Origin of the sequence: Kordiimonas sp. SCSIO 12603 (genome assembly GCF_024398035.1) — a bacterium.
GTDB lineage: Bacteria > Pseudomonadota > Alphaproteobacteria > Sphingomonadales > Kordiimonadaceae > Kordiimonas.
In genome coordinates this window covers 1,442,229-1,465,991 of sequence record NZ_CP073748.1, presented here as the reverse complement: position 1 = coordinate 1,465,991, position 23,763 = coordinate 1,442,229, and the positions used below count along the sequence as shown (strand labels likewise).

32 protein-coding genes are annotated in these 23,763 nt (G+C 46.0%); 6 read left to right on the top strand and 26 right to left on the bottom strand.

The window, feature by feature from the left end; genetic code table 11:
* From KFE96_RS06685 to KFE96_RS06670, 4 genes are all read right to left on the bottom strand, one after another.
* Entirely contained in the window at nucleotides 1-510 is a 510-nt protein-coding gene (locus KFE96_RS06685) for a hypothetical protein (RefSeq protein WP_255835206.1), read from the bottom strand.
* A 25-nt stretch (nucleotides 511-535) separates the two neighbouring features.
* Entirely contained in the window at nucleotides 536-1,429 is an 894-nt protein-coding gene (locus tag KFE96_RS06680; RefSeq protein ID WP_255835205.1) for a hypothetical protein, read from the bottom strand.
* A 208-nt stretch (nucleotides 1,430-1,637) separates the two neighbouring features.
* On the bottom strand, nucleotides 1,638-1,985 hold the full coding sequence (locus KFE96_RS06675; protein WP_255835204.1) for a GTA-gp10 family protein: 348 nt from the start codon (nucleotides 1,983-1,985) through the stop codon (nucleotides 1,638-1,640).
* 10 nt (nucleotides 1,986-1,995) lie between these two features.
* Entirely contained in the window at nucleotides 1,996-2,400 is a 405-nt protein-coding gene (locus KFE96_RS06670) for a phage major tail protein, TP901-1 family (protein ID WP_247015062.1), read from the bottom strand.
* Nucleotides 2,401-2,544: 144 nt separating this feature from the next.
* On the opposite strand from KFE96_RS06670, the gene KFE96_RS06665 reads away from it, so the two are divergent.
* The 4 genes from KFE96_RS06665 (at nucleotide 2,545) to KFE96_RS06650 (ending at nucleotide 4,531) form a co-directional block, all read left to right on the top strand.
* Nucleotides 2,545-3,054 carry a hypothetical protein gene (locus KFE96_RS06665; protein ID WP_255835203.1) on the top strand — a complete coding sequence of 170 codons (510 nt, stop codon included), beginning with the start codon at nucleotides 2,545-2,547 and terminating at the stop codon, nucleotides 3,052-3,054.
* 21 nt (nucleotides 3,055-3,075) lie between these two features.
* The gene (arfB, locus tag KFE96_RS06660; protein ID WP_255835202.1) at nucleotides 3,076-3,498 is read left to right on the top strand and encodes an alternative ribosome rescue aminoacyl-tRNA hydrolase ArfB; all 423 of its coding nucleotides are present in this window, start codon (nucleotides 3,076-3,078) and stop codon (nucleotides 3,496-3,498) included.
* Between the two features lie 97 nt (nucleotides 3,499-3,595).
* Nucleotides 3,596-4,063: a hypothetical protein gene (locus KFE96_RS06655; protein WP_255835201.1), complete on the top strand. Its 468-nt coding sequence runs from the start codon at nucleotides 3,596-3,598 to the stop codon at nucleotides 4,061-4,063.
* A gap of 6 nt (nucleotides 4,064-4,069) precedes the next feature.
* Nucleotides 4,070-4,531 carry a hypothetical protein gene (locus KFE96_RS06650; protein ID WP_255835200.1) on the top strand — a complete coding sequence of 154 codons (462 nt, stop codon included), beginning with the start codon at nucleotides 4,070-4,072 and terminating at the stop codon, nucleotides 4,529-4,531.
* Here the strand turns inward: KFE96_RS06650 and KFE96_RS06645 are convergent.
* The 11 genes from KFE96_RS06645 to KFE96_RS06595 form a co-directional block, all read right to left on the bottom strand.
* Nucleotides 4,519-4,929, bottom strand: coding sequence for a DUF3168 domain-containing protein (locus KFE96_RS06645; RefSeq protein ID WP_255835199.1), 411 nt, complete (start codon nucleotides 4,927-4,929; stop codon nucleotides 4,519-4,521). The genes KFE96_RS06650 and KFE96_RS06645 overlap by 13 nt on opposite strands.
* Nucleotides 4,926-5,258 carry a phage head closure protein gene (locus KFE96_RS06640; RefSeq protein ID WP_255835198.1) on the bottom strand — a complete coding sequence of 111 codons (333 nt, stop codon included), beginning with the start codon at nucleotides 5,256-5,258 and terminating at the stop codon, nucleotides 4,926-4,928. Before KFE96_RS06640 ends, KFE96_RS06645 begins: the two co-directional genes overlap by 4 nt.
* On the bottom strand, nucleotides 5,255-5,893 hold the full coding sequence (locus KFE96_RS06635) for a phage head-tail connector protein (RefSeq protein ID WP_255835197.1): 639 nt from the start codon (nucleotides 5,891-5,893) through the stop codon (nucleotides 5,255-5,257). Before KFE96_RS06635 ends, KFE96_RS06640 begins: the two co-directional genes overlap by 4 nt.
* Before the next feature lies 1 nt (nucleotide 5,894).
* Nucleotides 5,895-6,176, bottom strand: a complete 282-nt coding sequence (locus tag KFE96_RS06630) for a hypothetical protein (RefSeq protein WP_255835196.1) — start codon at nucleotides 6,174-6,176, stop codon at nucleotides 5,895-5,897.
* A gap of 12 nt (nucleotides 6,177-6,188) precedes the next feature.
* Nucleotides 6,189-6,626 carry a hypothetical protein gene (locus KFE96_RS06625; RefSeq protein WP_255835195.1) on the bottom strand — a complete coding sequence of 146 codons (438 nt, stop codon included), beginning with the start codon at nucleotides 6,624-6,626 and terminating at the stop codon, nucleotides 6,189-6,191.
* Entirely contained in the window at nucleotides 6,623-6,850 is a 228-nt protein-coding gene (locus KFE96_RS06620) for a hypothetical protein (RefSeq protein WP_255835194.1), read from the bottom strand. The genes KFE96_RS06625 and KFE96_RS06620 overlap by 4 nt, the downstream gene beginning before the upstream one ends.
* Before the next feature lie 3 nt (nucleotides 6,851-6,853).
* Nucleotides 6,854-7,048, bottom strand: coding sequence for a hypothetical protein (locus KFE96_RS06615; RefSeq protein WP_255835193.1), 195 nt, complete (start codon nucleotides 7,046-7,048; stop codon nucleotides 6,854-6,856).
* A gap of 95 nt (nucleotides 7,049-7,143) precedes the next feature.
* The gene (locus KFE96_RS06610) at nucleotides 7,144-9,282 is read right to left on the bottom strand and encodes a hypothetical protein (RefSeq protein ID WP_255835192.1); all 2,139 of its coding nucleotides are present in this window, start codon (nucleotides 9,280-9,282) and stop codon (nucleotides 7,144-7,146) included.
* A gap of 21 nt (nucleotides 9,283-9,303) precedes the next feature.
* Nucleotides 9,304-10,806: a hypothetical protein gene (locus KFE96_RS06605; RefSeq protein WP_255835191.1), complete on the bottom strand. Its 1,503-nt coding sequence runs from the start codon at nucleotides 10,804-10,806 to the stop codon at nucleotides 9,304-9,306.
* Nucleotides 10,807-10,939: 133 nt separating this feature from the next.
* Nucleotides 10,940-12,031 carry a phage major capsid protein gene (locus KFE96_RS06600; protein WP_255835190.1) on the bottom strand — a complete coding sequence of 364 codons (1,092 nt, stop codon included), beginning with the start codon at nucleotides 12,029-12,031 and terminating at the stop codon, nucleotides 10,940-10,942.
* A gap of 181 nt (nucleotides 12,032-12,212) precedes the next feature.
* Nucleotides 12,213-12,527 carry a ubiquitin-like domain-containing protein gene (locus tag KFE96_RS06595; protein ID WP_255835189.1) on the bottom strand — a complete coding sequence of 105 codons (315 nt, stop codon included), beginning with the start codon at nucleotides 12,525-12,527 and terminating at the stop codon, nucleotides 12,213-12,215.
* A 139-nt stretch (nucleotides 12,528-12,666) separates the two neighbouring features.
* On the opposite strand from KFE96_RS06595, the gene KFE96_RS06590 reads away from it, so the two are divergent.
* Complete coding sequence (locus KFE96_RS06590) at nucleotides 12,667-13,329, top strand: hypothetical protein (protein WP_255835188.1); 663 nt, start codon at nucleotides 12,667-12,669, stop codon at nucleotides 13,327-13,329.
* Here KFE96_RS06590 and KFE96_RS06585 read toward each other — a convergent pair.
* The 5 genes from KFE96_RS06585 to KFE96_RS06565 all read right to left on the bottom strand — a co-directional run bounded on the left by KFE96_RS06585 (nucleotide 13,326) and on the right by KFE96_RS06565 (nucleotide 18,119).
* Nucleotides 13,326-14,525, bottom strand: coding sequence for an HK97 family phage prohead protease (locus tag KFE96_RS06585; protein ID WP_255835187.1), 1,200 nt, complete (start codon nucleotides 14,523-14,525; stop codon nucleotides 13,326-13,328). The genes KFE96_RS06590 and KFE96_RS06585 overlap by 4 nt on opposite strands.
* Nucleotides 14,526-14,666: 141 nt before the next feature.
* Nucleotides 14,667-15,176, bottom strand: coding sequence for a hypothetical protein (locus KFE96_RS06580; protein WP_255835186.1), 510 nt, complete (start codon nucleotides 15,174-15,176; stop codon nucleotides 14,667-14,669).
* Between the two features lie 75 nt (nucleotides 15,177-15,251).
* The gene (locus KFE96_RS06575) at nucleotides 15,252-16,421 is read right to left on the bottom strand and encodes a phage portal protein (protein ID WP_255835185.1); all 1,170 of its coding nucleotides are present in this window, start codon (nucleotides 16,419-16,421) and stop codon (nucleotides 15,252-15,254) included.
* Nucleotides 16,421-17,725, bottom strand: coding sequence for a DNA-packaging protein (locus tag KFE96_RS06570; RefSeq protein ID WP_255835184.1), 1,305 nt, complete (start codon nucleotides 17,723-17,725; stop codon nucleotides 16,421-16,423). The genes KFE96_RS06575 and KFE96_RS06570 overlap by 1 nt, the downstream gene beginning before the upstream one ends.
* Nucleotides 17,673-18,119, bottom strand: coding sequence for a helix-turn-helix domain-containing protein (locus tag KFE96_RS06565; protein WP_255835183.1), 447 nt, complete (start codon nucleotides 18,117-18,119; stop codon nucleotides 17,673-17,675). Before KFE96_RS06565 ends, KFE96_RS06570 begins: the two co-directional genes overlap by 53 nt.
* Before the next feature lie 320 nt (nucleotides 18,120-18,439).
* Between KFE96_RS06565 and KFE96_RS06560 the strand changes: the two genes are divergently transcribed.
* Nucleotides 18,440-18,808 carry a VOC family protein gene (locus KFE96_RS06560; protein ID WP_255835182.1) on the top strand — a complete coding sequence of 123 codons (369 nt, stop codon included), beginning with the start codon at nucleotides 18,440-18,442 and terminating at the stop codon, nucleotides 18,806-18,808.
* A gap of 2 nt (nucleotides 18,809-18,810) precedes the next feature.
* On the opposite strand, the gene KFE96_RS06555 is transcribed toward KFE96_RS06560, so the two are convergent.
* The 6 genes from KFE96_RS06555 to KFE96_RS06530 all read right to left on the bottom strand — a co-directional run bounded on the left by KFE96_RS06555 (nucleotide 18,811) and on the right by KFE96_RS06530 (nucleotide 23,762).
* The gene (locus tag KFE96_RS06555; RefSeq protein ID WP_255835181.1) at nucleotides 18,811-19,542 is read right to left on the bottom strand and encodes a hypothetical protein; all 732 of its coding nucleotides are present in this window, start codon (nucleotides 19,540-19,542) and stop codon (nucleotides 18,811-18,813) included.
* 176 nt (nucleotides 19,543-19,718) lie between these two features.
* Nucleotides 19,719-20,270 carry a hypothetical protein gene (locus tag KFE96_RS06550; RefSeq protein ID WP_255835180.1) on the bottom strand — a complete coding sequence of 184 codons (552 nt, stop codon included), beginning with the start codon at nucleotides 20,268-20,270 and terminating at the stop codon, nucleotides 19,719-19,721.
* 133 nt (nucleotides 20,271-20,403) lie between these two features.
* Nucleotides 20,404-20,943: a PAS domain-containing protein gene (locus KFE96_RS06545; protein WP_255835179.1), complete on the bottom strand. Its 540-nt coding sequence runs from the start codon at nucleotides 20,941-20,943 to the stop codon at nucleotides 20,404-20,406.
* A 431-nt stretch (nucleotides 20,944-21,374) separates the two neighbouring features.
* On the bottom strand, nucleotides 21,375-21,962 hold the full coding sequence (locus KFE96_RS06540; protein ID WP_255835178.1) for a PAS domain-containing protein: 588 nt from the start codon (nucleotides 21,960-21,962) through the stop codon (nucleotides 21,375-21,377).
* A gap of 226 nt (nucleotides 21,963-22,188) precedes the next feature.
* On the bottom strand, nucleotides 22,189-22,743 hold the full coding sequence (locus tag KFE96_RS06535; protein WP_255835177.1) for a hypothetical protein: 555 nt from the start codon (nucleotides 22,741-22,743) through the stop codon (nucleotides 22,189-22,191).
* A gap of 35 nt (nucleotides 22,744-22,778) precedes the next feature.
* Nucleotides 22,779-23,762: a DUF1376 domain-containing protein gene (locus KFE96_RS06530; protein WP_255835176.1), complete on the bottom strand. Its 984-nt coding sequence runs from the start codon at nucleotides 23,760-23,762 to the stop codon at nucleotides 22,779-22,781.
* Nucleotide 23,763 lies beyond the last annotated feature (1 nt).

Genomic DNA, 23,763 nt, shown 5'->3' with positions numbered 1-23,763 from the left:
CTAGAGCCTTTCCACAACATCGATCTGAAGGCGGATAAGACGATCGCGATCCAGGCGAATTTCCTGCACGTCCCCCACAAGCGAACAGCGAACAAACGGTCCATTCGTATCAACAACTGGCGTGCCAATGACATCGGGTGTTACAGAAAACTGGTTCGTGCTGGTGTAATCTGTGATCAGATGAAGCTTATCGCTATCAGTGAAATTGACAAAGTTACCAAGCCTCACACCGGCAATGCCCGTTAATTGTGGCAGCTTGACTTTAAAAATCCCGTTTCGTCCTTGCTGCGCCTGCAAAAAGGCAATGATAGGTCCTGCCTGCTCCTTCAGCATCGGGTTATAAGTAAGCCCAATTTCAAAGGTTTGCCCGCCGTGTATTCTGCTAAGCATCCTGCCACTTTCAGCAACAGAAACCTTAGTACGTTGTCGCGTTCGCACGCGAACGGCAGCAGGCGCAGGAATATTGTCATCCGGCACAAGCCCTGCACCAGGTAGGAAAATATCTGTCATAAGATGTCTCTATATTTACAGCAGATTATGCAGCATCAAACGGAGCAACCATTGCGTGATCCGCAAATACTTCCCGGATCATGCTTTCAATTTCACCGCGGTTGCTGCGCACAGCATCACCGCTTACATCACCAGAGAAACTGAGGTTCAAAACAGGGCTATTATTCACCGTATGATTTGAATTTGGGACACTGTTCGTACCATTTAATGCACGTTGCGCCTTAAGATAACCTGTAAGATCGGTATTCAAACGGCTATCAACAACCCGTTCGCCCTTTTCAAGAAGATAAGTACCTGTAGACGGAATATTATTGATACCGTCGTGCGCCTGCCCCTTCACAGCAGAGAGCTGTTTTGCGCCAAGCGCCACCGCCTTACCAATCGGTAACAGGTTTGCAGGAAACGGCGCTGATTTTGCGGCCACCATAACAGCTTCTGCTGTACTACGAACCACATTCCCAACAGCGAGAGCCTTTCTCACTTTGGCCATTTTCTTGGTCCCCAGAATGGTATCACCCACTTCAAGCGCCAGATTTTTAGCCTTTTCCGTGTTCAGTTTACCGTCCTTATCGAACAAGTCCTGATAATAAGAATCCCATAAACCTGCGAGCTCATTAATCGTGGTTTTGGTTTTATCAAGAGGGTTTGCTTCTTCCCCCTCTTCTTCGACTTCGCCCCCTTGTGCAGGAACTGAACCAGCACCGCCTGAGACCATTTCCCCTATTCGGGTGCTTGCGCCAAGGGCCGTATTTGCCGCCTCCATAAGGGAGCTCGAAATATTAGTTAAACCCGGAACAGCAGAAAGCCCGGTTGCCAAGCCACCAAACTTCTCTCCAACTTTTGCAAGCAAACTTTGTACTTCTTGCAAGTTCAAACCAGCTCCACCGGGTGCTGGTAAAGCTGCAACATCAGATGTCATGAATATGTCTCCATGAGTGAGAACAAACGTTCTTTAGTCATTGATTGGGAAGGAGTGCCTTCAATACCATTGGTACGTTTCCACACACCCACGCCCAACATTAATTCAGGCAGAGTGGCAGCTAGTACATCACTCAAAGGCCACCCTAAGGTAAGACCCGTTGAAATAATTATCTGCCAATCAAGCATTTCTGCTTTATCGGCACTTTCTACTTTCCCGGCTTCGCACTTTCTGTACTTTCAGCAGTCACATCCGGGTTAAGTGTTTGTTCAAGACAATTGGATATCGCAGTTGCCACTTCGGCTAAGCCGGTTTTCACAATTGTTTCGGCTGCTTTCCTGCAAGCCTCTGCATCAGAAAAATCGCCTTTTGTCATAGCCAGATAAAGCACTGCCATATCTTTTAGACGAAATTCCGGAAACCTCCCTGAAAGAAAGGGTACAAGGCCCATACCAAAATGATCTTCCAAATCCATCATGGTTCCAATGTCCAGCCTCAAACGTACTTTACGTGCGCCGACTTTCAGGCTGGCTTCACCAAAAATCTTTCTTGCCATCTGCTATTCCTTAAACTGGCGTTACAGATATTGAACCTGCGCTTTCAAGCGAAATGTTATAAGTGATAGCGTCACCTTCAGCCCCTGTAAGGCGCAGGCTACTGATAGCGAATGGCCCTTCATATGTAGCCAACCCCGGAATAATGATCTGACAATCTGGATGCGTACGGTTTAACATATGAGTATGGACAATATTAAAAGCATTATCAGAGACAAAAACACCATCACCACTAACGCTAAAGGACGTTGTGCCCGCGCCTGCCAGCAATTCCTTGAAGCCTGCGCTATCTTTGCTGGTGATATCCACTGTATCGCTGTTGATATCTAATTCGTTGGTTTTAAAACCACCTACAGTTTCAAAGCCGCTGCCCGTGTCAATTTTCAAAAGTAATTCACGACCTTTTTGTGCAGCCATTTTAATCTCCTTCAGGAATAAAAAAAGCGAGCACAAGGCCCGCTGTCGAATAATATAAGTTTGAAATAACCCGTAAAACTTGCACCTTTACAGATCGACTGATACCGTTTTCATCTCGAGGCAAAGTTAAAGGGAGAGGTCCAGATGCGCTTTATCATTCCAGCAATATGTACGGTGATGCTAACAGCTCCTGCTTTGACGCAGGAAACATCTGATGGGAGTTTCACACAAAACGAAATCGCCCAAACGATCTTAAGCCTTCAAGAGGAACTCAAAGCCTTAAGGACAGAAAATCAAAAACTGCTTGAACTCGTCACATCGATCGCACGCAGGCAACAATCAGAAACCTCCAGCTGCAACCAGCGGCTCCTGAGTTTGTATAAAGACAAAGATCATTTGATAACAATAGGCGCCAGCGCCAAACACCCTGCTATCATTAACCTTAACAAACAAATTCAAGCGGTTTCATCTAGCTGTGCAGATACTCTTGCCTCCACTAAAACCGCTGAACTTACATGCACAGACCGCGTGACAGAACTTGCCAAGAAAAAAGATCAGCTTATCGGTTTAGGTTTTAAAGAGAGCCACCCGGATGTAATAAACACATCCCGCCAGATAGAAGTTGTTCAAAATGAATGTAAGCCTCTAGGCTAAAACCGTGATATAGCGGTGTGCATGATACAGGTTACACCGAATATTACCCTTTATCCGCATGAGCTTCATATCACCGCTGTACGTTCCTCCGGCCCTGGTGGACAACATGTGAATACTACAAACAGCGCGGTGCAGCTGAAGTTCAATGCTGCCTATAACGCCAGTATCACCCCAAGTATGCTTGAGCGCCTACGCAAATTGGCCGGACGCCGCATGGCAGATGATGGCACCATCACACTTCATGCAGAAGTGCATAAAAGCCAACACATGAACAGACTGGACGCCGAGAAACGCTTGTTCGATCTTATAACTGCTGCCGCAAAAAAGCCTAAAAGACGTGTTAGTACAAAACCAACCAGAGCTTCGAAAGAGCGCCGTTTGCAGGCAAAATCCCATGCCAGCACCCTGAAGAAAAACAGGGCAAAAGTAAGAACTGATGAATGATTACAAGCACTTAAGCGAAATGCTTGCAGAGCCTAAATTATAAGCATATCATTTTCTAACTCAGCGGGGGCTGTAAGAGTATACATAGGGGGTGTTCATGAACGCGAACACAATGACTGGGCCAAATGAAATCGTTATCTTCCACAGGAAGAAACGACACTATCAGCTAGCACTTGCCGGGCTCGTTATCGCCGCAGCATTTAGCGCAGAGAAGATTCTTAATGGGTCCTTCATGGCGCTCGAAATCATGGCAGGTGTCGTTCTTGTTCTAGCCATATTGGGTATTATTCGCGTTAGTGCTGCTCTTCTATCCAGCACACCCTATATCCGCCTCACAGATGATGCTCTAGTTATCAACGAGCTGTTTTCCACAAAAACAATCCCTTGGTCGGATATCTCTATGATCAATGCGCCAAGCGATGATTGTACTGGTGTAAGCTGCCTTAAGATCACATACGGCAAAGGCAAATGCGTTAAGCTTGCTATTGATGAACTGATTGCAGATGGTCGCCGCCCTGCATGTATGATCCATCACCGCTGGGATGAAGCTAGCCAGCACGGCTAACCCTGTATGCGTGAGTTCTATCTCTACAAAAAGCATTCGAATATCCGAGCACTGCTAGCTTTAGCAGGAGTGCTTCTGGTTATATTTCTGCTTGGGTATCAAATATATTCAGACACTTGGTCAATGACCAACTGGATCATTATCTTCTTTGCTTTTTCGGGAGCGCTAAATGTGTTTCTCACTCGTACACGAAAGCGCCCCGTTTGGCAGGTAAATTCCAAAGGTATTTTCGGTTATTCCGGCAATACACTGGTAGAGCCTGATATCAATCTTTTCTGGGGCGACATAGAGCTCGTTAAAAAAGATATCCATCCCCATACAGGCCAGAACTGTATCTATCTGAAGCAAAAAGATAGCGAATATGCAATGGGCTTAGCCCAGTTTGTGATGCTGGATTTACTGCCGGAACCCTATGTAGATAACATTTTTGCCCACGTAAAAAATTACTGGGAAAATCACAAAGCATAAACAAGCGCAGTGTAACTTAGCCTACCACGATACAGACTACCTTGCTCATTCCACTGCCTGATAACCCCCGCATTTGCTAAACGTAGATAGACAAGATCAAACCCAACGAGCGCCAGATCTGCTTCATGAAGAACAGCATCTGTATGCGCCATAAGTTCCTTCACCTGCATTTGTGACGGTTCATCAGACCATAGGGTGACATCAAAAGTGATCTGTACGCCTTCACGATCTTTTAAATCCTGAACCGTAATATTAGTATCCCCCATCGCGAGATAAGGGAACCTTGCCCCAGTAGGTGGTTCATCATAAATGCCGCACATCTGCGCACTAACAGTTTCATCATGCTTAAGTGCATGGAAAACAGCTTCCTGCAAACGGTGGCTTGCCATTGCCGTCATACCTGTTCTCCCGTTTTTGTAACCGCTGTAAAGCTGATCATGGGTTCAAAGCTTCGGTCGATAACCATCCCTGTCACTCGGTAATGTTGCTGCCGCCATTCAATTGCTTTGGCTTTTGCAAAGCGGTAACTGTAACGCACGGTAAATCTCGCTTTTGCAGGGAAGATTTCACCATCTGCACGGATTTCCAACTGGTTGCCATCTTCTTCCACTTTGGCCCACACATCCGCGATCAATGGATGCGTTTTCTGCTGTCTACCCCCTGCACCTATATGAGTTGCCTCCGAAAGGAGTGTGACCCGCCTACGCATATTACTAAGCATATTCATAGGCGTTTCCTTTCATATGGCGAGAGGATTGGCTTTACGCCAGACGCCATAAAGACATCGCCCGTCTGGCTGGTACCACGATTGGTATAGAGGAAGGCAGCAAGCATAAGCACAGCCTGCTGCAAAGATGCGGGGATACCATTCCATGTATCAGAGAAGCCATATGTAACAGCCAAACGGATACCGCCTTTCGCACACTCTGGTACGGGCCAACTGTTGCCTGATTTTCGATTAACACCGCCTTCAAGACCTTGAACCACTGTATAGTTTGCTGCCGGCCAAAGTTGCCAATCTCCCGCTGCATCCTGTGTATCAATCTGAGAAATTGAAATAAGCGGTTTTACAGGCAGCAATGCAAACTTGCCGGCGCAAAACAGGCTTTCAACAGAGCCTTCGGCAACACCCTGCCACCAACGCTCTTTTACCTTTCCTGGAATATCCCACCGATCAAGCAACACATGTGCTGAACGAGCGATAATTGCCATATCATAACGCTGCTCAATAAGCTGTACGGCAACAGAAAGAAAACTGCTGAGGCTTGCATCTTCGTCCGCACCATCGATACGTAGGTGATCTTTAAATTCTTCAAGCAGGACCGGTAGAATGTCTGTTTTTTCTATATCTACGACCCGCATATTACCGCTCCACTATTCTGATAATGACACTGCGTTCGCCAGCACGTCCCGCGGATGTTGTAATTTGGCATGAAAGCTGGTACCGGCAGCCAACTTCGCCGCCAGAAACATATTTCCCGCGCACAGTACCTGCCGCGATATCTGCGCCCAGCACCAATGCTCTAGCCGCGCCTGGTTCAACAGACCAACTTGTAGATGTAATTGTTTCATCAGCTGCGAGCCAATTGGCCCAATCAAAGCTGTAATCCACCTCAGAAGACGGATCTTTTGCGTAAACTGTCATGTTAGATGTGCCTTATGGCTGAGAAAATGTGAACCAGCCTGAAGGGGATGGTGTAAGAATGAAAGGCCCACGGATACTTTCAACAGGAGAACCTGATTTTTTAATGTTGCCTACCGCCAATAACAAAGATGTATCCTTCAAGGCTTTTGGAAATGCCTTTACAAGGGCAACAGCGCCAACCGGCCCTATCGTTACAGGATCGCCAAAATTTATAGGGTCTGAGATAAAGCTGGCTGGATCAAATATCCTTTTTCCATTCAGTTGTACCGGCTGATAGTCACTAGACTTCAAGGAAAAGGCTTTAATGTCTGCATACTGACGATGACTGTTCTCAAAACTATAGGCTGGTGATAGCAACACAGCGGTTATGCTGTCCTCAAGCAAGTGGCACTCACCAGATAAAATTGCCTTCATGCAGGCCTGAGTGAGTTTCATGGACACATTGGTCATTTTTCCACTCCCATAATTGGACCAGCAGATACAGCAAGCAACCGTTTTGGAAGCGATCGTAACTGTTTTATCTGTCGGCTTGAGTTGCCAGAAAACTCCACGGCCGAATACTGAAAGCCATATGTAATGATGTTTTGAGCCTCTTCTGTGAAATGGATTGAAGCAGTTACATGAGGGCCTGCACCAATAGGGGCAGCCCCAGGGGCTGAGGCTGCGATTTCCATAAGTTATGCTCCAGCCTGATTTTCTGCCATTTCCTGTGGGGCTGTTGCAACTATTGCCGAAAGCGTATTGAACACATCCACATAAGCAGGCATTTCAGCACCCTGCATTTGTGTTCGCTGTAAGAGCTGAAGAATAACGGCCGCTTGCTTTGGATTGATTTCTGGGTTTTGGGTATGCGTAGCTGTGTGGTCAGACATATGTCTCTCCATTATTTAAAGTGGGTTGTGGTAAAGTTTTTCTGTTAAATCGTATGGTCGCTTCAAAGGGCACTAATTATGATTTTCATGCGCAATCAGGCGTTATTAGATCGGCTAAGTTCGTGCCAGTTAGAGCCAACATGAATGAGGACCAGTTTGTCGGAAGTAACATCCATGGTGAAATCACTAGAGAGCCTAATGTTGCCCATGTTATCCCTAACGGTAACTGCTCTGCTGTTCGATGAGATTTGCAGGATCAATATATCACCGTCTGCACCGCCGTGAATGGTATCCAAATCATCTAATGCGCTATCTGCTTCTGTATCAATAACGTGGAATGATTTGGTGGCTGTAACAGCGCCTTCGAAAATGCTCAGTTCCCCGGGAGAACCAAATGATGATTTACCCGCAAAGGTTACTCTACCTCCAAAGTGGGTTTCTCCGCCTTCAATTTGGATATTCAACCGAGATACCACGCCATTATGGCGCGCCATTATCTCATTACTATCCATCACAAGATTATATGAAGAGGTATCACCTATCTGAAACGCATGTTCCAAAGAAGTTGGGGATACATCACCTGCCGCTGAAAGAAGTACCCCACCATTCGCAAGAATACGCCCTTTAAATTGGGTAGCACCACTATCTCTCGCAATTGAAATATGAGTATTGTGCAGTGTCGGCGCGCCAGCCCCTCCGCGAATTTCCAACAAATTGGTATCCGCAAAACCAGTTCCATCATGAACGATAGAAAACCCATCACCTGTGGAAATTTCCGAAAAATGTATACGACTAGTTTCACCGTCTAACCTAATATTGGCCACACCAGCTAGACTATTGGCCTGAAAATTCCATGTCGCCACAGCATCATTATAACTCAGCTTATCATTCGTGCCGGCACGAAATCTGAAATCATTAGCCTGAGAATTATGCGCTCCGCCATACAGCAATATATTTGCGCCATTAAATACATCTGTTCCGCCAGATAGCTGCAATATATCCGTATTTGTAGAGCGTTCAATTCTGCCTGCATTTCTTATTTTATTACCACGAAAGTCAAACACACTCTGACTATAATCATAATGCAAGCGCACCGCTGTACCTTGGCGTAACTCGATATCATTTGCCTTTGTAGAGTGTTCTGAACCATACAAAGCAATATTGCCGCCAGTACCACCACTATTGCTTCCTGAGACAATCAAAATACTGTCGGCGGAGTTATTAGCAATAACACCTGTAGAAAGTCGCATCTCAGATAAGTTATCGATTCTTGTGTCTTTAAAGTCCCATACCTCAGAAGTATTTTGCCAATGTAATACAGGAGTTGTACCTGTTCTAAAAATTATGTCATTTGATTGGGTAGTATGTGATGGCCCATGTAGATTTATATTTGCGCCAAAATCTATTTCGCTCCCCCCACTTAAACTAAAGACCTCATCATTTACGCCTCTAGTTATATATTCCGCTGCTCTTAAAGGTTTTTGCTTGAAATCCCAAGCCGAAGCTGATGCATCATATTGTGCGACAGAGCTAGAACCACTGCGAAACAACACATCATCCGCATTAGTTGGATGCTCTTGACCGTACAGAATAATATTGGCGCCCAATCCTGTATTAGTCCCCCCTGATAAATATAAATTATCTGTGCCTATACCTCTTGTTAAATCCGCAACACCATTGATCCAGGTATTCTCGAAACTCCAATGCCCCGCACTATCATCCCACAATAAACGTACATTTGTTCCAGCTTGAAAAAGGATATCATTTGCTTGCGTTGTATGACTTTCACCAAAAAGCTGAATAGCTGCTCCAGCATTGCTGCTTGAGTTGCCTGAAAGCACCAAACGGTCGGTTAAAGACCCTCGAGCAATTTCATTATGTTCTATAACAATTCTTCGTTTGAATCTGATTGCTTCTGTGCCTATAGACACGATATCTGCATTTCCACTGCGGATATGAGTAGCACCTTCTAGCGCACCTAAATATAAATCACTCCCGGCAGACACAATTTCATTGGTATCAAAACCAAGCCCTAAATCTGTATTCCCGATCAATAATCCAGCTTGCCCGATATCTGTTCCTGCAATAGTCCCAGAGGGAAGTGTAATCTGCACGCCCGCATTTGTAGTAACTAATTTTGTTTCATCTTTATAGTTTAAGGCTATGCCATCCTCAGGATCAGCTTGTAGTAAAGTCCGAACTATTCCTTCTGTATCGATACCCTGAAAAAGCATAGGAGCATCCAAATTCTGGTTTCATAAAACAAAAGGGCCTGAATGGTATGATTGAATAAACCCAGCCGTACCCGTTCCATCTTGATTTTCAAACCTGAGTACCGGCGCTTTAGTATTCACGCCATCCGGTGTATCTGGATCACGTATAATCACACCGTCAAAAGTGGTTTTTAGCGCCTCACCACCTTTATGATAAAGAGAAACAGAGCCATCTGTATTCCATGTTTGTAGGGAAACAGTTTGTTCGCCATCATATTTGCTAAGCTTCATGGAGTGCGCATTTGCACCAATGCCGAAATTATACTGAACATTAGTCGCTGATACATCTCCCGCTGGTACAAAAGCCTGAGTAAGGTTTCTGTCGTTACTACTCCGTGTCCAGCGTATCTGAGCACCGCCTTCACCCACATTTGCAACAAGAGAACGGAGATTGACTATACCCTTTTGGTGAAGGTCCCAACTATTAGAGCTATAGGAAAGAACAGGATCGTTCTGGTGGCGCATCATAAAAATGCTGTCACTTGCACCATACTGTATAATAAAACCATCCAGATTGTTCACGTCCCCCAACACAATACTTGCCTGCTGGCCTTGTGTGGAGACAAGCTCTAGGTTTGTTCCGTATGAAGGATTAGATTGCTCAAGCCGTAAAACTGTACCATCAAACTGGTTGGGCGAGGAAACATGCCTGCCATGCCGACTAAAGGCATGGCCATCACCGTTAGCAAAAATACTAGCTGTCTGTAAATCATGCTCAAAATACCAGGCACCAGCACCATTTCGTAAAGCCGGGCTATAACCAAACTCTTTTCCAAAATCTGTAACACCGCTTAAAATAGGTGCAAACCAGCTTCTCTCACCTGAAGCCATTCCAAGAGCCATCGTAGGGTGAGCTAACCTTTGAGCTACAAAAGTTCCTTGATTTGAAAGGGTGGCTAACTCCTGAAACCCTCCATACGCGTTCCCCCCATGTCCCCAACGAATAGCATCCCTGTCATTCTTCACATGAAAGATGCTTTTCCCCTGAGTATCAGGCAACAATGTCAGCGCATATTCACCGTTTTGGAAACGATTACCAAACGTGGTTCTGCCACCAACACTAACTTCCCCGGGCGTCTTGAGGTTCCCATCCTGCACCGATACACCATCAATTGTCACACCCGCATCTGGCGTTACCTCGCGAATGATATCTGTCGTAATCTCTGGTCGTTTTGTAAGAAACTCCGTTGTCGCTGCACAATAAACTCTAGCTTGCCCTGAAAGAGGAACCGGCTCTGCTTCAGCCCCCCTCTTCAGCTCACCATCAATCAGACTTTCCTGTATTTCTGTGCGCTCAAGCGTCTCTGTTGTTGTTAATGTGCCGGTACCAATTTCATAATTAGCACCATCCTCGAGCACATAAATCACACTGTCACCAACACTGAACCCATCAATAAAACGCACATGGCCTGCCATAGCACCAGAAAGAATGATATCGCCTGTACCTGTTGTTTTTGAATATTCCCGAACTCGGTTCGCCAGCATGATGGTAATTCCTGATTTTTATATGGCTAAAAAGAAAAAGGGCAGTGCCAGAAGCACTGCCCGAAATAAGCCATCCCACATAAAGTGATGCGAACACAAAGAGCAGAATGGCAGAGTATTTTTTATGCAAAACCTATGCAGAAAATTCCACGAGCTTGATTGCATCTTCATTCACAAGCGCACCGCCCACACGTTTGGTGGCATAAAAATTCACATACGGCTTGTTGGAATATGGATCACGCAGCACACGCACGCCTGCCCGTTCGACAAGAGTATAAGCACGCTCAAAGTTACCAAAGGCAATCGCAAAAGCACCATCTGCCATATCAGGCATGTCCTCAACTTCGGCAACTGGATAACCCAGTAGCATATCTGGCTGGCCTTCAATCAAGCCCGCACGCCAAATGAAATTGCCGTCAGCATCCTTGAGCTTGCGAACTGCAGCGAGGGTTGCACTGTTCATCACAAAATATGCACCCTGACGGTAGCGGGACTTAAGCGCATGAACGGCATCAATCAGCACATCTGCATCTTGCAGCGCACCAGCAGCACCGGTTTTTACTTTGCCGATTGTTGCCGTGTAATCAGCATGCAGAAAACCTTTTGGCTGATCTGTGCCTGAACCATTCACAATTGCAGCCGCTTCTTTCACAGCAAATTCTTCTGCCACTTCTTCTTGCAGCCATGCTTCCGCATCAAACTGCATATCATCCAGAGCGCGCTGGGTTGCCGCAGCATTTGCATAAACCTCACCTGGCACAATCGACACTTCCTTCAGAGAAGGTGTATCCGTTTCAGTACGGCCATCAGTTTCACCAACCCAGCCAGAGCCAGTACCGCCAGTGTTAACAAGACGCTTATAATCGCTTGTTTCAATTGTTTTCACCTTCACGATCTTGCGCAGAGGAGAAAGGTCAACAAGCTGCTTTTCAATTTCTTCATCAATCACTGTTGGCACAGCAAAACCACCATCACCACCAGTGCCCGTTGAAAGAGCTTTGGCTTCAAATGCTTTCAGCGCCGTATCATCGCCTTTCTGGATAAAGCCATCAAGGAAAGCGGTTTTATGCTCTGCATCATCAGCGGCAAAACCGAATGCGCCATTTGAACCAGGACGTGCAAGCTCTGTTTCAAGGTTATCAAGTCGGCCTTTCAGGCCCATAATACTGTTTTCTGCCGCATCCATATGATCATCAATCGCGGACTTCAGGTCTGTCATATCCATGACATCACTCCATAATTTAAGGTATAAAAAAAGCTCATCCCCATACTAGGTAATGAGCGGTTTAAAAGGCCGCGATATCCATCCTGCATCGCACAGTTTTGGGGGCCAAATTTTGTTGGCATCAGCAACAAAAAAAGCCGCCAGCATCACGCAGGCGGCTTCATGTTATTTTACGTTCCGTTTAGCGGCACTGGCTTGAATAACTTACTTTTTCAACCTTAATGATTGAACCAGAATGAATGCGGTGATCACTCAACATATTATCTGCCCTCAATAAGGAACCAGATCTTCTAAGATTAAATTCCTTCATCTTTATATTCAGGCGCTCAGCCACCATACGCTTAAACGTACAAACCGGTGTTACCTCTGTATCAATCTGACGAAACTTGATTTTTGCCCGATCAAATTCAACAGTAAGTGTAACTTTCCCCGCAAACGCGGCAGTGCTTGAAATCAGCAAGCCACCAACAAGAAACGCATTTAAGAACTTTTTCATTATTTTCCCCAATGTGATAATTGCACCCATAAGGTATATAATACACCATGAACAAAAGATGAACATTATTTTGCGAGTATTTTCACAATCAAATAGTTAAAACTATTTATAAGAATATATTTCATTGTTGGGGAAACACATGAAAACACATATCCTGAGTTTTGCCATTGGCGCACTGGTAACAACAGCTACCGCTCTTTATTTATGGCCTTCATCACAAACAAATAGTTTTGAAGAAACAAAAACACCTCAAAAGCCAACAGCTATCTATTTCACGGAACCCAGCCTTTACAACACGATAAAAGGCGGGCCAATCAGCGCATTTAATGGCACCTTTTCTCAAAAGAAATTTCTTGATTTATACTCTCAAAACCCAGCCTTTCAGATGGACACACAACAACCATTTGAAAAAGCCTGTATTTCTTATATTGGAAAAAATGAATTTGGTGAGTTGGAACTGAGCCTTGCTTTCACACTCTTTAAAAAAGAACGTTCCGCTCTTGTCAGTTTTCTAAAGGCCAATCCTAACAAGCCATTTTTCATTTATGCCGACAATTACGCCTACCCTATTAGCAGCAAACCGGATGCGGTACAAAGCTATGCACAATTCGAGCTGGAAAATGCTGATAAGCCCGATTTAATATTCACCGTAAGGCAATATCAATTAGGAACAATTTTGCAGGTATATCAGAGCTTTTTCCCATATCAGCCCCCCCTTGCCTGTGACGAGACTATCGCGTTATCAACTATCCCACATTGGGATAAATTAATGGACCAGATGTGGGGTAAATATAATTATTAGGCGACTTGAATTCTGAAAGCTATTTGTCGTCTATCTACATTATTTTCTTTACGTAATTTCAGTTGTAACTGTGTGCCTTGCGAATAACGATCCAGCATAGCTACTGCATCCTCAACATCACGCTTTTCAGCTTTTAATGCCCAAGCACGGATAATACTTGCTCCACCAACAGCTATCCTCGCTCTGCTATTTTGACTATCTAAATGCACTGTTTGCAGTTTAGGCCCTCTTGTCGTCCATTCAATGTACTTAGCAATACATGCAAAATTTACGTTTGCGTTGTTATCAGACAGTTTTTCGACCTTAACACCAATTAACCTTCTAGGCTGATTATCAAAAAGAGGCGGAATATAAAACTTCTTACTTTCACCTGCATTTAACACCACAGGCATTCTTTCAGCACCTGACCGCGCACTAACTATATAATTAAAGATATATTCTTTGATTTTCTGAGCAACCTCCGCCCTTGCTCGCTGTCGCCCATTTTCATCCAGTTCCCCGCCAAACAACAAATCTAAGGCACTGATTGCAGCATCCGCACCCGATCTCTTCTCCTCGAGTGCCAAAGTGCGAGTTTTCACTTCGCGGATCAGGTCCGCGATTTCTGCTTCCTCCGAAGCGCCAAAACCTGCGGCTTTAAAGCCTTTTGCCGTAATGGCTTTTGCCTGCGTGCGGGAGAAACCGTTATCCCTGAGGAGAGTTTCAAAAGAACGGGGTGTATGAGGCATAGTGGTATCCTGTTGGCGGGATTTTACATTTTCGATGCGGGCCATTTCATTGGCAGGGAAGGTAACCAAGGATACTTCCATCAAATCTGCCTCGTGAATAGTACGAACACCTGTTGTGGCACTACGGCTCGCGCGTTTGGCAACAAAGCCAATGGAAAGCCCGTTAAGGGCCCCCATTTTTAAAAGCTCATGAACACGTTCACCGTCGCCTTTCACCGCAATACGAGCCTTCACATACAGGCCTTTTTCATCTTCACGGATTATTTCAAACCGACCGATCGGTTGTTTTTGATCATGTTGCCATAAAAGTGCAGGCGTGCGTTTCTTCAAGCTTGCATCAAACGCCCCACGCTCAACAATATCGCCATCACGGTCCACATTACCAAAGATAGCGCCGTAGCCTTCAAAAGTGCCGTCCTCGCTTTCCTGCTTCAGTTCGAGAGGAAAGATAGTTGTTTGTGATGTCATGCAAATTCTCTTGGTTCGTTTGGGCCCTGCAGCCGTATTCAGATAAAAAGAACCCGCATACATTGGGGATGTATGCGGGTTATTGAGCTGAGCAATAAGGCTATGCCTCACACTCATCTGGGAGGAAACTTTTAAATCAGGCTAATGCGGCAAGCCTGGTGGTTTATCTTCATCACTCGGCGTTCCGTATTTTTTTTCCTGTTTTGATTTAATATGCGGCGGTATATCCCTGAAGCTTGAGAGATGTACCATTTTATGTGATTGGGAAAGCTGGCGTCGCAGACTTTCGCGCCCTGCCCTGATCTTTTCCATCTTCACAGGCATATCTTTCTGGCACAATTCACCATTTTCTTCGGTGACAGTCCATAACTTTGGCTTACAGCGTTTTGCGGTTTCAACGGTGAAACGCTGCCTGTCCCTAAGGGTAAGCACCAGTGTGAGCGGTGCAAGCACTAGGATCGGCAACCAGAACAGGCTGGCAACCACTACCCCGAGGAAAACCACAAGTGCAGGCATACTGCCAGTTGATTTTACATCGATGGTAAGCCAGGTTCCGCAGCCCGTGCACACAACGGTGGCGGGCAGATGCGCCATATAGAGATGTCGATTTTGAACGCCCTTATTACAACAAGGGCACACAACGTGTTTCACTGAGAACGCCCTTTCTGTATCTGTAGAAAGAGTATAGCGCAAAAAGGTTAAATTTTCCAGAACACGTTAAGATTGCTAGTTTTTGGTACTAAATCCCAGCATTTCTCGTTTTTCTTCATCCTTCAGGAAGTTTGCATTCGCGATACGGTCGAACCGGCGAGCGCGTTTATCGGCGAGCGCGGGGATATCATCCAGCTCAAGCATCAGCTTTGTCTCCGCACCACCAAACTTGGGGGCGAGCCATGCCGTCAGCTCGGCGGCGATATCGCTTGCCAGCGGGATAATTGTATCCTCCCACAGGCTCTGCCGCGCTTCTCTATAGTTTGAATATGTCATGCTATCCGGCACGCCCACCATTTGTGGCGGCACACCAAATGCCAGCGCAATCTCACGTGCGCTCATATTCTTTGAAGATGACCAATCCATATCCTTCGGGCTCATGCCCATATCCTGCCACTTAAGCCCCCCTTCAAGGAGTAGCGGGCGGCCTGCATTTAAGGCACCTGTATACTGAGTTTCCACCTGCGTTTTCAGGGCTTCAAACTGCGCTTCCGTAAGAGGATGATCCGCATCTTCCTGATAAAGAACACCTGAAGGTGTGCCTCCATTCTGGATAAGTGCCAGGTTCCAGCGGCTACCGTCATTATGGGCATCCACAGATGTTGCCGCAGCCTCTAAAGGCGCCATACCATACCAATCAGAGAGCGGATTAAATGTTTTCCAGTGCAACACACTGGGCACCACAAAACGTTGTTTTTTGCCCATCACCTGCTGTTCATAGCCAGCTGGCAAACCGTCTGTGCCTTCAATCACACTCATGGTATCTGGCCGCAAGAGCCATAGTTCTTTTGGCGCGCCTTCCTTTGGGCCTGCGGCAAACGCATAAGCGTTACCCGCAATCATATAATAGCCCACAAGGTTATAGAGAAAGTTTTCACCGCGCAGCTTTGGGTTCGGTCGCATAATCAACTTGGCAAGCGGATGCGTGCTCATTCGCTTACCGCCCTCTTCCACCACAAACGGAATACTAGCCACCGCTTTTGCCACCAGATTAATCGCCCGGTATGCAATTACATTCTGCAGGTAACCTTCTTTGGCAAGCTTATCGTATCGGCGCGGGGTTGCAATTGCCTGACCTGGGCCAACGCGGCTGTAAATCGGGCGTTTGGCTGAATATGCTTCACCATCTTTTGCCGCACCGCGCGGTGCCTGTTTTCGTTTAAAAAGCGTGTCGAATACTGACATCAAAGTTTCCTTATTTGCGGTGAGGCGCTGTGCCCGAGCATTAAATCAGAGATGGCATAAACAAGAGCATCAAGCCTGTCTGGGCTGCTGCCGGGCCCCGCACCGGTAAAACTGCACATCTGGTCTTCGAGCTGCGGGAACGCACCCACATGGTGCACGCGAGATAGTTCATAAAGACTGGCAACAGGTTCAGCCCGTGTACGTTTGCCGCGAGTGGCGTGGACAGCGGTAATAGGTACTGTAGCGTCCACCTGCCGGATCACACTTTCCGCCATCGCACCGCCCTGATTTACCTCAATCACGATACGATCTGCCTTCAATGTATGATAAAGCGCCACTGCCCGCCGCGCCCAGCCATTTGGAGACAAGCCCTGAACACTGCAATCCGCCAGCACATAGGCTTGCTCGCCAGCAGTACCAGCAGCAACAATACCGCATTCATCGGCGTTTTCTCCGGCTGTGGCCGGTGGGTCAATGGCCACCACAAGGCGGTCCAGCTCAGGGGCTTTATACACCCTGAGCGTATCGAGATGCGCGCGTTGCCACAAAGCGCCAGCCACATCTTCCAGCACCTCTGCCATTAGTTCCTGACGCCCCAGACGCGTGCCTTCGTATTTTTTTAAAATCTGGCTTTTAAAACTGCGGGCCAGATTATCCATATTATCAAATGTACTGCCCCGTGTGACAGCAACATCATCAGCTTTAAGAAGTGCCTTCAGAAGCGCTGTGGGCTTTGGTGTTGTCGTAATCATGGAGCGCGGGTTGCTGCCAAGTCGAAGCCCAAACAGCAAGTTATCCCACGTGCTTTCCTGATGCCGCCAAGCACACAGCTCATCACACCAGGCGGCATGATGCTGCGGCCCCCGCAAGCGTTCAGGCTCTTCAGCACTAAACAGGGTAGCAACCGAGCCACCGGGCCACGTAAGTGTACGTTTACTGCTTTCAAACTTTGGCGTTGCCCAAGGCGGGCAAATCCTCATAAGGCCGCTATCGCCTTCAATCATCACCGCGCGACCATCATGGAGTGTGGGGGCAACAAGTGCTATACGGACCGGATCTTTTTCCGCTTCCGCTATTTCCACCAGCCCCCTAACCCATTCGGCACCTGCGCGTGTTTTCCCGAAGCCGCGACCCGCGAGTACAAGCCAGTGCGCCCAAGCGCCTTTTGGCGGTAATTGGCTACGCCTTGCCCAGAAGGACCAATCATAAAAAAGGAGCGCTGCTTCCTCGTCGGTAAGACTTTTAAGAAACTCAGTTCTTTTTGGGCGGCTGAGCGACCGCACGGAACTTACGGAGAAGCGCATCTTTCACCCCAACTGTATCAAGGGTCTGCTGATCAGCTTTCCCTGCTTTATCATTGTATTTTTCTGGCCTGCGCGCCTTGAGAAGAAACATAAGCATGCTATCGGAATAATCCTGCACGTGGCCCACCACTTCACCGCCACGGTAAACGGGTTTTGCAACCCCTTTTACGGCGCGGCGCATTGCTTCTTCCTCAATAAGATCAGTGGCGATATCGAGCGCCTGCTCCCATTCAACAGCAAAGGCGATATCCACTCGTCGCCATTTATAAACAGTGCGTCCCGAAACACCTGCAGCTTCAGCCGCTTTCACCACAGAATAGCCTTCAGAAAGAAAATCCAGAAACTTGGCTTTGATAGCTTTTTGCTGTTCCAGCTTTTCGCATCCCAGTTTCATGAAGCCCTTCCTATATACAAAGGTAAAAACGAGAAAAGCACGCGAGCAAATACCGCGTGCTTTGATAATAATCTTTATATGATCTTCTATGGTAAGCGTGAAACCGGGCTGCCCACCCAGACGCACACAACTGCAGAACTTAACTATCCCTATGGTGCAATATTATGCATTAGGGTGCAAGTTATTTTTTACGTTTTTCGTAAATTAATTTCTAAATGCCGGATATGCCTATCGTTCTGCGATTGACATCCGGCTCAAAAGCCCAAACAGTATATGTGGTAGTTTCAGAGTTCGCATTCATACTCGCAGGAGCAATACCCATGGAACTTGGTGCTTTCTCTATCAGTCTCGGCGTGAAAGACCTGGCAAAATCAAAGGCCTTTTATGAAGCCCTTGGTTTCAATCAATTCGCCGGAAACGAAGACCATAAATATCTGATCATGAAAAATGGTGAAACACTCGTTGGCCTGTTTGAAGGCATGTTCGAAGGCCCCATGCTTACCTTCAACCCCGGGTGGGACCAATCAGCGGGCGAACTGCCATCCTTTGAAGATGTTCGAGATATTAAAGCCAAACTGAAAGCAGTCGGCCTAGAAATTCAAAACGAAGGCGGCGGCGATAGTGGACCCGGCAGCTTTATGGTGATTGATCCTGACGGATACCCTGTACTGATTGACCAGCACCGTTAAGCTTAATCCAGTTCACTCTCAGGACGTGTCTGCAAATTAGGATCAAATTTCTCGAAGGAAACCATCACATTCACTTCGGCAATCACGTTTTCTCTTGGACCATTATAGTAAAGCTCATAATGGCCAGGCCTTAAATTTGAACATGACACCGGCTTAGAAGACCTACCCAGTTCATGCTCTATCACCGCTCTGCACCCTACATCTGGCTTCCAACGTGGTTTGGAGCCTACATACTCAATTGTGTGCCCAGCTTCCCCAACCGAAACAGAAACGTTATCTTTCAATTCAAAACGGATAGGTTCTTTATCCTTACTGAAAACAGAGAGATGTAAAATGTTTATCTCATAGTTCTTTGGCGTAAAAGAGAGCTTAATCCCTGCTGCTTTACGAACATCAAACTCACTTGAGGGTGATAAACTCAACATCCGGCGTCCGGGCATAAACTGTTGGCAAACACCCGCTACTGGTACCTGCTTTTTACTTTCATAAGAAAATTCAAGAAATCGTTCCAAAGGTATAATATCTGTACCAGACGACACCGAACAAACAGAAAACTCAGTATCTTCATCCAAATAAACAGAGGGCGCACCATGTACGCCAAGTTTAGATTTTGTGACTGCGCTTAAATTCTTTTCAGACAAGTAAAAAACAAAAGGTGCATTTTCGACTGGCTTTGCTGTTTCAGAATTCAAGAAACCTGACGTAGCCATAAGCAAAATTGAAAGAGTATTCATAGCCCCCACACGCAATAATATATAAAATAATATAACTGCTACCATGAAGAGAAATACTTGTGAACGCTATCACACGAATTTAATCGCCGACGTCACACATATTTGCAGATCTTAACTATCCCTATAGTGCAATATTATGCATTAAGGTGCAAGTTATTTTTTACGTTTTTCGTAAATTAAAGCTGAATGCTATCTTCTACCATTTCGCTGATAGCTAGATGACAGAAAATCTGGTTGGCGTTTTTGCCGTCTGTGGTCATAGGGAAATATATCGCGCGCAGTTCAAGCGGGGTTTCAGCCCCATCAATTTTGGTAGCAGCTGCCAGAATATTACGTTCCATCTGGCAAAGCCGGATAGCCTTTAAAATACGCCCCGCAATAGTGGCGTTTTTATATTCGGATATCAGTGTACCCGTGATTTCCCCATAAAACTGCGCCGTTGCAGAACCAAGAAGCCTGATGCGGGCATCATCTTCCGCTTCATTTTCCAGATCATCAGGATTAAGAGGAACAGGTTCAAAAATAGTAACCTGAGCAGCCATGCGGCCAAGAGTTGGCAGGCTGATTTTCTTACGGTCAGCAAGGCCATCTACTGCGGCAGACTGATAAAGCTCATAAAGCTTTCTAGCTGCAGGAGACAGGGGAAGTACATCTTCCCCTAAAAGAAGAGTGCCATATGATGCAATTTTTGCAGCAGCCTCATAAGTTGGGCTGTTTCTCGAATACATTCGAAATCCCACTATCCATCAATTTTATATAATAAACATGGCTTCATTAGTGGATAAGTGTATTCTTTTCCTGAAAAAAGAAAAGGTCAGTAGTTATTTATTTGCAGATTTATTTGAAAGACTTGGCTTAGACTTAGTGACACTGAAAAAATTCACGACCTAATTCAAAAACAGTCGTGAAATCAATGCCTGCATATTCTGAACGCACCTGTTCTTCAGAGAGCATACTACCTGTGCCAATCCAGTATTTGAGATTACCTTCCTTATCCGCAAGCGGAAGATGTACTGTTCTATAGACAATTGGAAAATTATTTAGATTTTGTGCTGCTCGAGTAAGCATACCGGCGCACCCACTATCTTTCAGATGCTGGTAATAGCTTTTTTCTTCTTCGCATAATTCCGGAGGCAATAAATCGAACAGGTTTTCGCCTGTTACTTCGCGGCCAAGAATACGGTCAAGTTTGGTACCGGAAAGCCGAATGATAATTTCATCGACGGATTTCCACTCAATGATAAATAGCTCTGACAAATAGGGCGCAACCACAGGCCCGCTTTGGAAAACACGGCGTTCAGGCACCCTGAATTCACCGGTTTGAGGTAAGCTTTGCCAATAAGTTACCAACTTTCTGGTAGCTTCGGAGAGGCCCGCCATTGGCATTTGATCTAAGAGCACTACATCACCCTCATTAATACAGCCTAAAGCTGTAAATTACACAATACTATAATTCGACCCCATCACCCACCTAAGGGCCAATACCTAAACAAAGAGTTAAAACCTTCATAGAACGTGTAGAATTCAATTCTATGTACCCTTGCAAAGAATGCAATCAATCCGCGATGAAGCTGTTGTAAATTTTACGCGAGCGTCTCGCTGCACTTCCAGCATAAGTCGCGTAATCGAATGTAATTTTCCAAATGAAAGATAGTGATAACATCAAAAAACCATACACTTTCAACATTCAGAGGAAGGTGTTGATATTTATCACATTACCTTTTTTATTAAGCAGCTTGTAAGCCTAGAATTCACTCACGGCAGGCAATATCTCGCCATAATAATCTGTAGTCAGTAGCTTTCCCAGATATCTTATTTCTTTTCCGAAGCTGTTAATGAACAATATACTGGGCTGTTGTTTCTGCCGCCATTTCTTCTTGCTGCACAAAGTGATTTCTGATCCCAAGTTCCAGATCTGCTGCATTTAAATCGAAGAAATTGATACGGGGTTCCTCATGGATACCACCCTGCAGCGGAGGGTTAAGGAAATGCCGCTCAGCCGACACGGCCCCAAGCACATAGCGAGGCACTCCCGCTTTATCTGCCAACGGAACAGTGAAAGCTTCAAATCTGATATAGCCTTCTTCCCCGAGTTTTATTTTTTGGCTAAGCAAGCCCCCGATAGGCTCTTTCATACTGCGATTTACAAATTCACCGAAAAAGTCATTTTCATCACGGGCAAGCTGTTGAAAACGGGATCGACTTGCTTCTTTACCCCCAAGCATGGTCTCCAATTCAGTTCCAATAAGCCTAAGCTGGAATTCCCCATCACGGTTTTGTTTCATCAGGAAAACATGAGGTAATAGTTTTGAGATAGATGATGGTGTAAAAGTGGTTTTAGCGGGCGTGTGTGAAAGGGTTTTTGGCATATCCTGCCAACATTTCAACAGCTCGAGAAACTCTCTTTTACTGATATACATAAGCACCTCCATTGAAAGAAGGAACTCTGAACGGTTATCCACAGAGTATAGCGTAAATTTTCCATTAACCCTAATTAAATGCATAACCATCCATAGAGATATTTCGCCTATAGAACGAAAAAAGCGCAGAAATTCGGCATTTTTAGTTTTATTATCATTAAACTTAAGAAAAACTATTGATGGTTTTTTGCCCAAATACATGCACCACAGCTGAACGACTCACACTTTAATTTTGCAAAAGCACAAGTGCCGAAAGCCACAATAATCCTGCTTCATATCTACGCTTAAGTGTCCAACGTGAATAGTTTTTACCGTTCGCAGCCAACAAGGCACGTCTCACCTTTGCCCAAGGAAGCCGGTCCTGCTTTTCACCATCCTGATGCCAGGCTGCCCAGAAAAGGATCTGCCGATCGATGAGATCCGGCAACAATAACAGCAAATCAAGCGTGGGCTGCATTTCATCAATTTCTTTAGCTGAAATACGCACCCGGCGTCGTGCTTCAAAACTGCTGATGCGCTCTCGGGGATACTGTCCCGGTTCTGCCATCATTTCCGGCCAAAGTGCGCCTCGCATTTTCAAAAAGCTCTGCTCTCTGTCAGGCATGCGCCGTAAAGTCCATGCTGCGGTTATCAATCTCGCTTCCAGCTTTATGGCTATGCTTTCTTTAGAATAGCGGGCATCCCCCACTTGCTCCTCAGCTTTCACGGCAAGGCAAGTTTCCCTCAAACTACGTTCCTGGGTGGATGTTGCCGTTTTATATATCTTTCTGCTGTGCTTCATATAAAGCCTCTCTTTCATATGAGTATGTCTTGAAATTATCTTTTGCGCGGCTGTTGCCATCCCCAAAAAGCGGCATATTCGCCGTAAACTTCACCGGGAATGGAAGGGTTAAATCTGGCACGGGGATCCGGCCCAATATCGGCAGGCATAAAAACGGGATGACCAGAAGGGATAACCCAATTCTGGCTCATATAATCACCCCGGTATCGGCTTGATGCATTCCCCAAAAAAGTACGCCAATGCTCAGGGTTTTTCCGGTCGAACAGTCGCTGATTTTTAATAAGCCTCGCTTCCGTGTCAGATATACTATGCGCAGGCTCCTTACTTCCTTTTGCCTCTTCAACGGCCGCATTATAATAAGCGAGATGCAGGGGCGCTTTGCCCTGCCGGGTTTCCTCCCGTTCTTTCAAGCGAGAAATGGTGGCAAGAATATCCTGCTGGGGATCACAACCACCATCCAGCCATGCTTTGATTTGCGCCCTTTCAAGCCGCCCAATAAGAAGGCCAGAAGCAGCAGCAACCTCACTACAAAGTGCTTCCATCTCTCTACTGCCAGAAGATTCTTTGGATTCCGTTTTGGCTTTGGCTGCTTGCTTTTTGCTACCAGTTTGGCTGGCTTTTGCTTCAACCAAACTAGAAGCAGGTGCTTGCAAGCTTTCTTTATTTTTCAAAGCTTTAGCGCGGGCAGCCCGCGTTTTACCGCCTTTAGCACCATTTGCGCGGTTCTTCTCCACTTTTGCAGCAACAGCTTCATAAACCAGGTTCAGTTTCTTTTGTTGCCATAGGCCATCAGCTACCAGAAAGAAATCCTCGAGGACCAAACGGAGCTTCATCCACCGGCGCGAAGAAACCCCAACTATTCTGGCGAGCAGTTTATCATCATCCTTCAGCGCGCAGCCACGAGTTCGCCACATGCACATCAGAAGCAGAAGATAAGCACCATGCTCTTCAGTGGTCAGGTGCCGTGTATCAGCCAGATAAGCATCTGTATAAAGCGGCAAAGCGGGAAATTCTGCCACG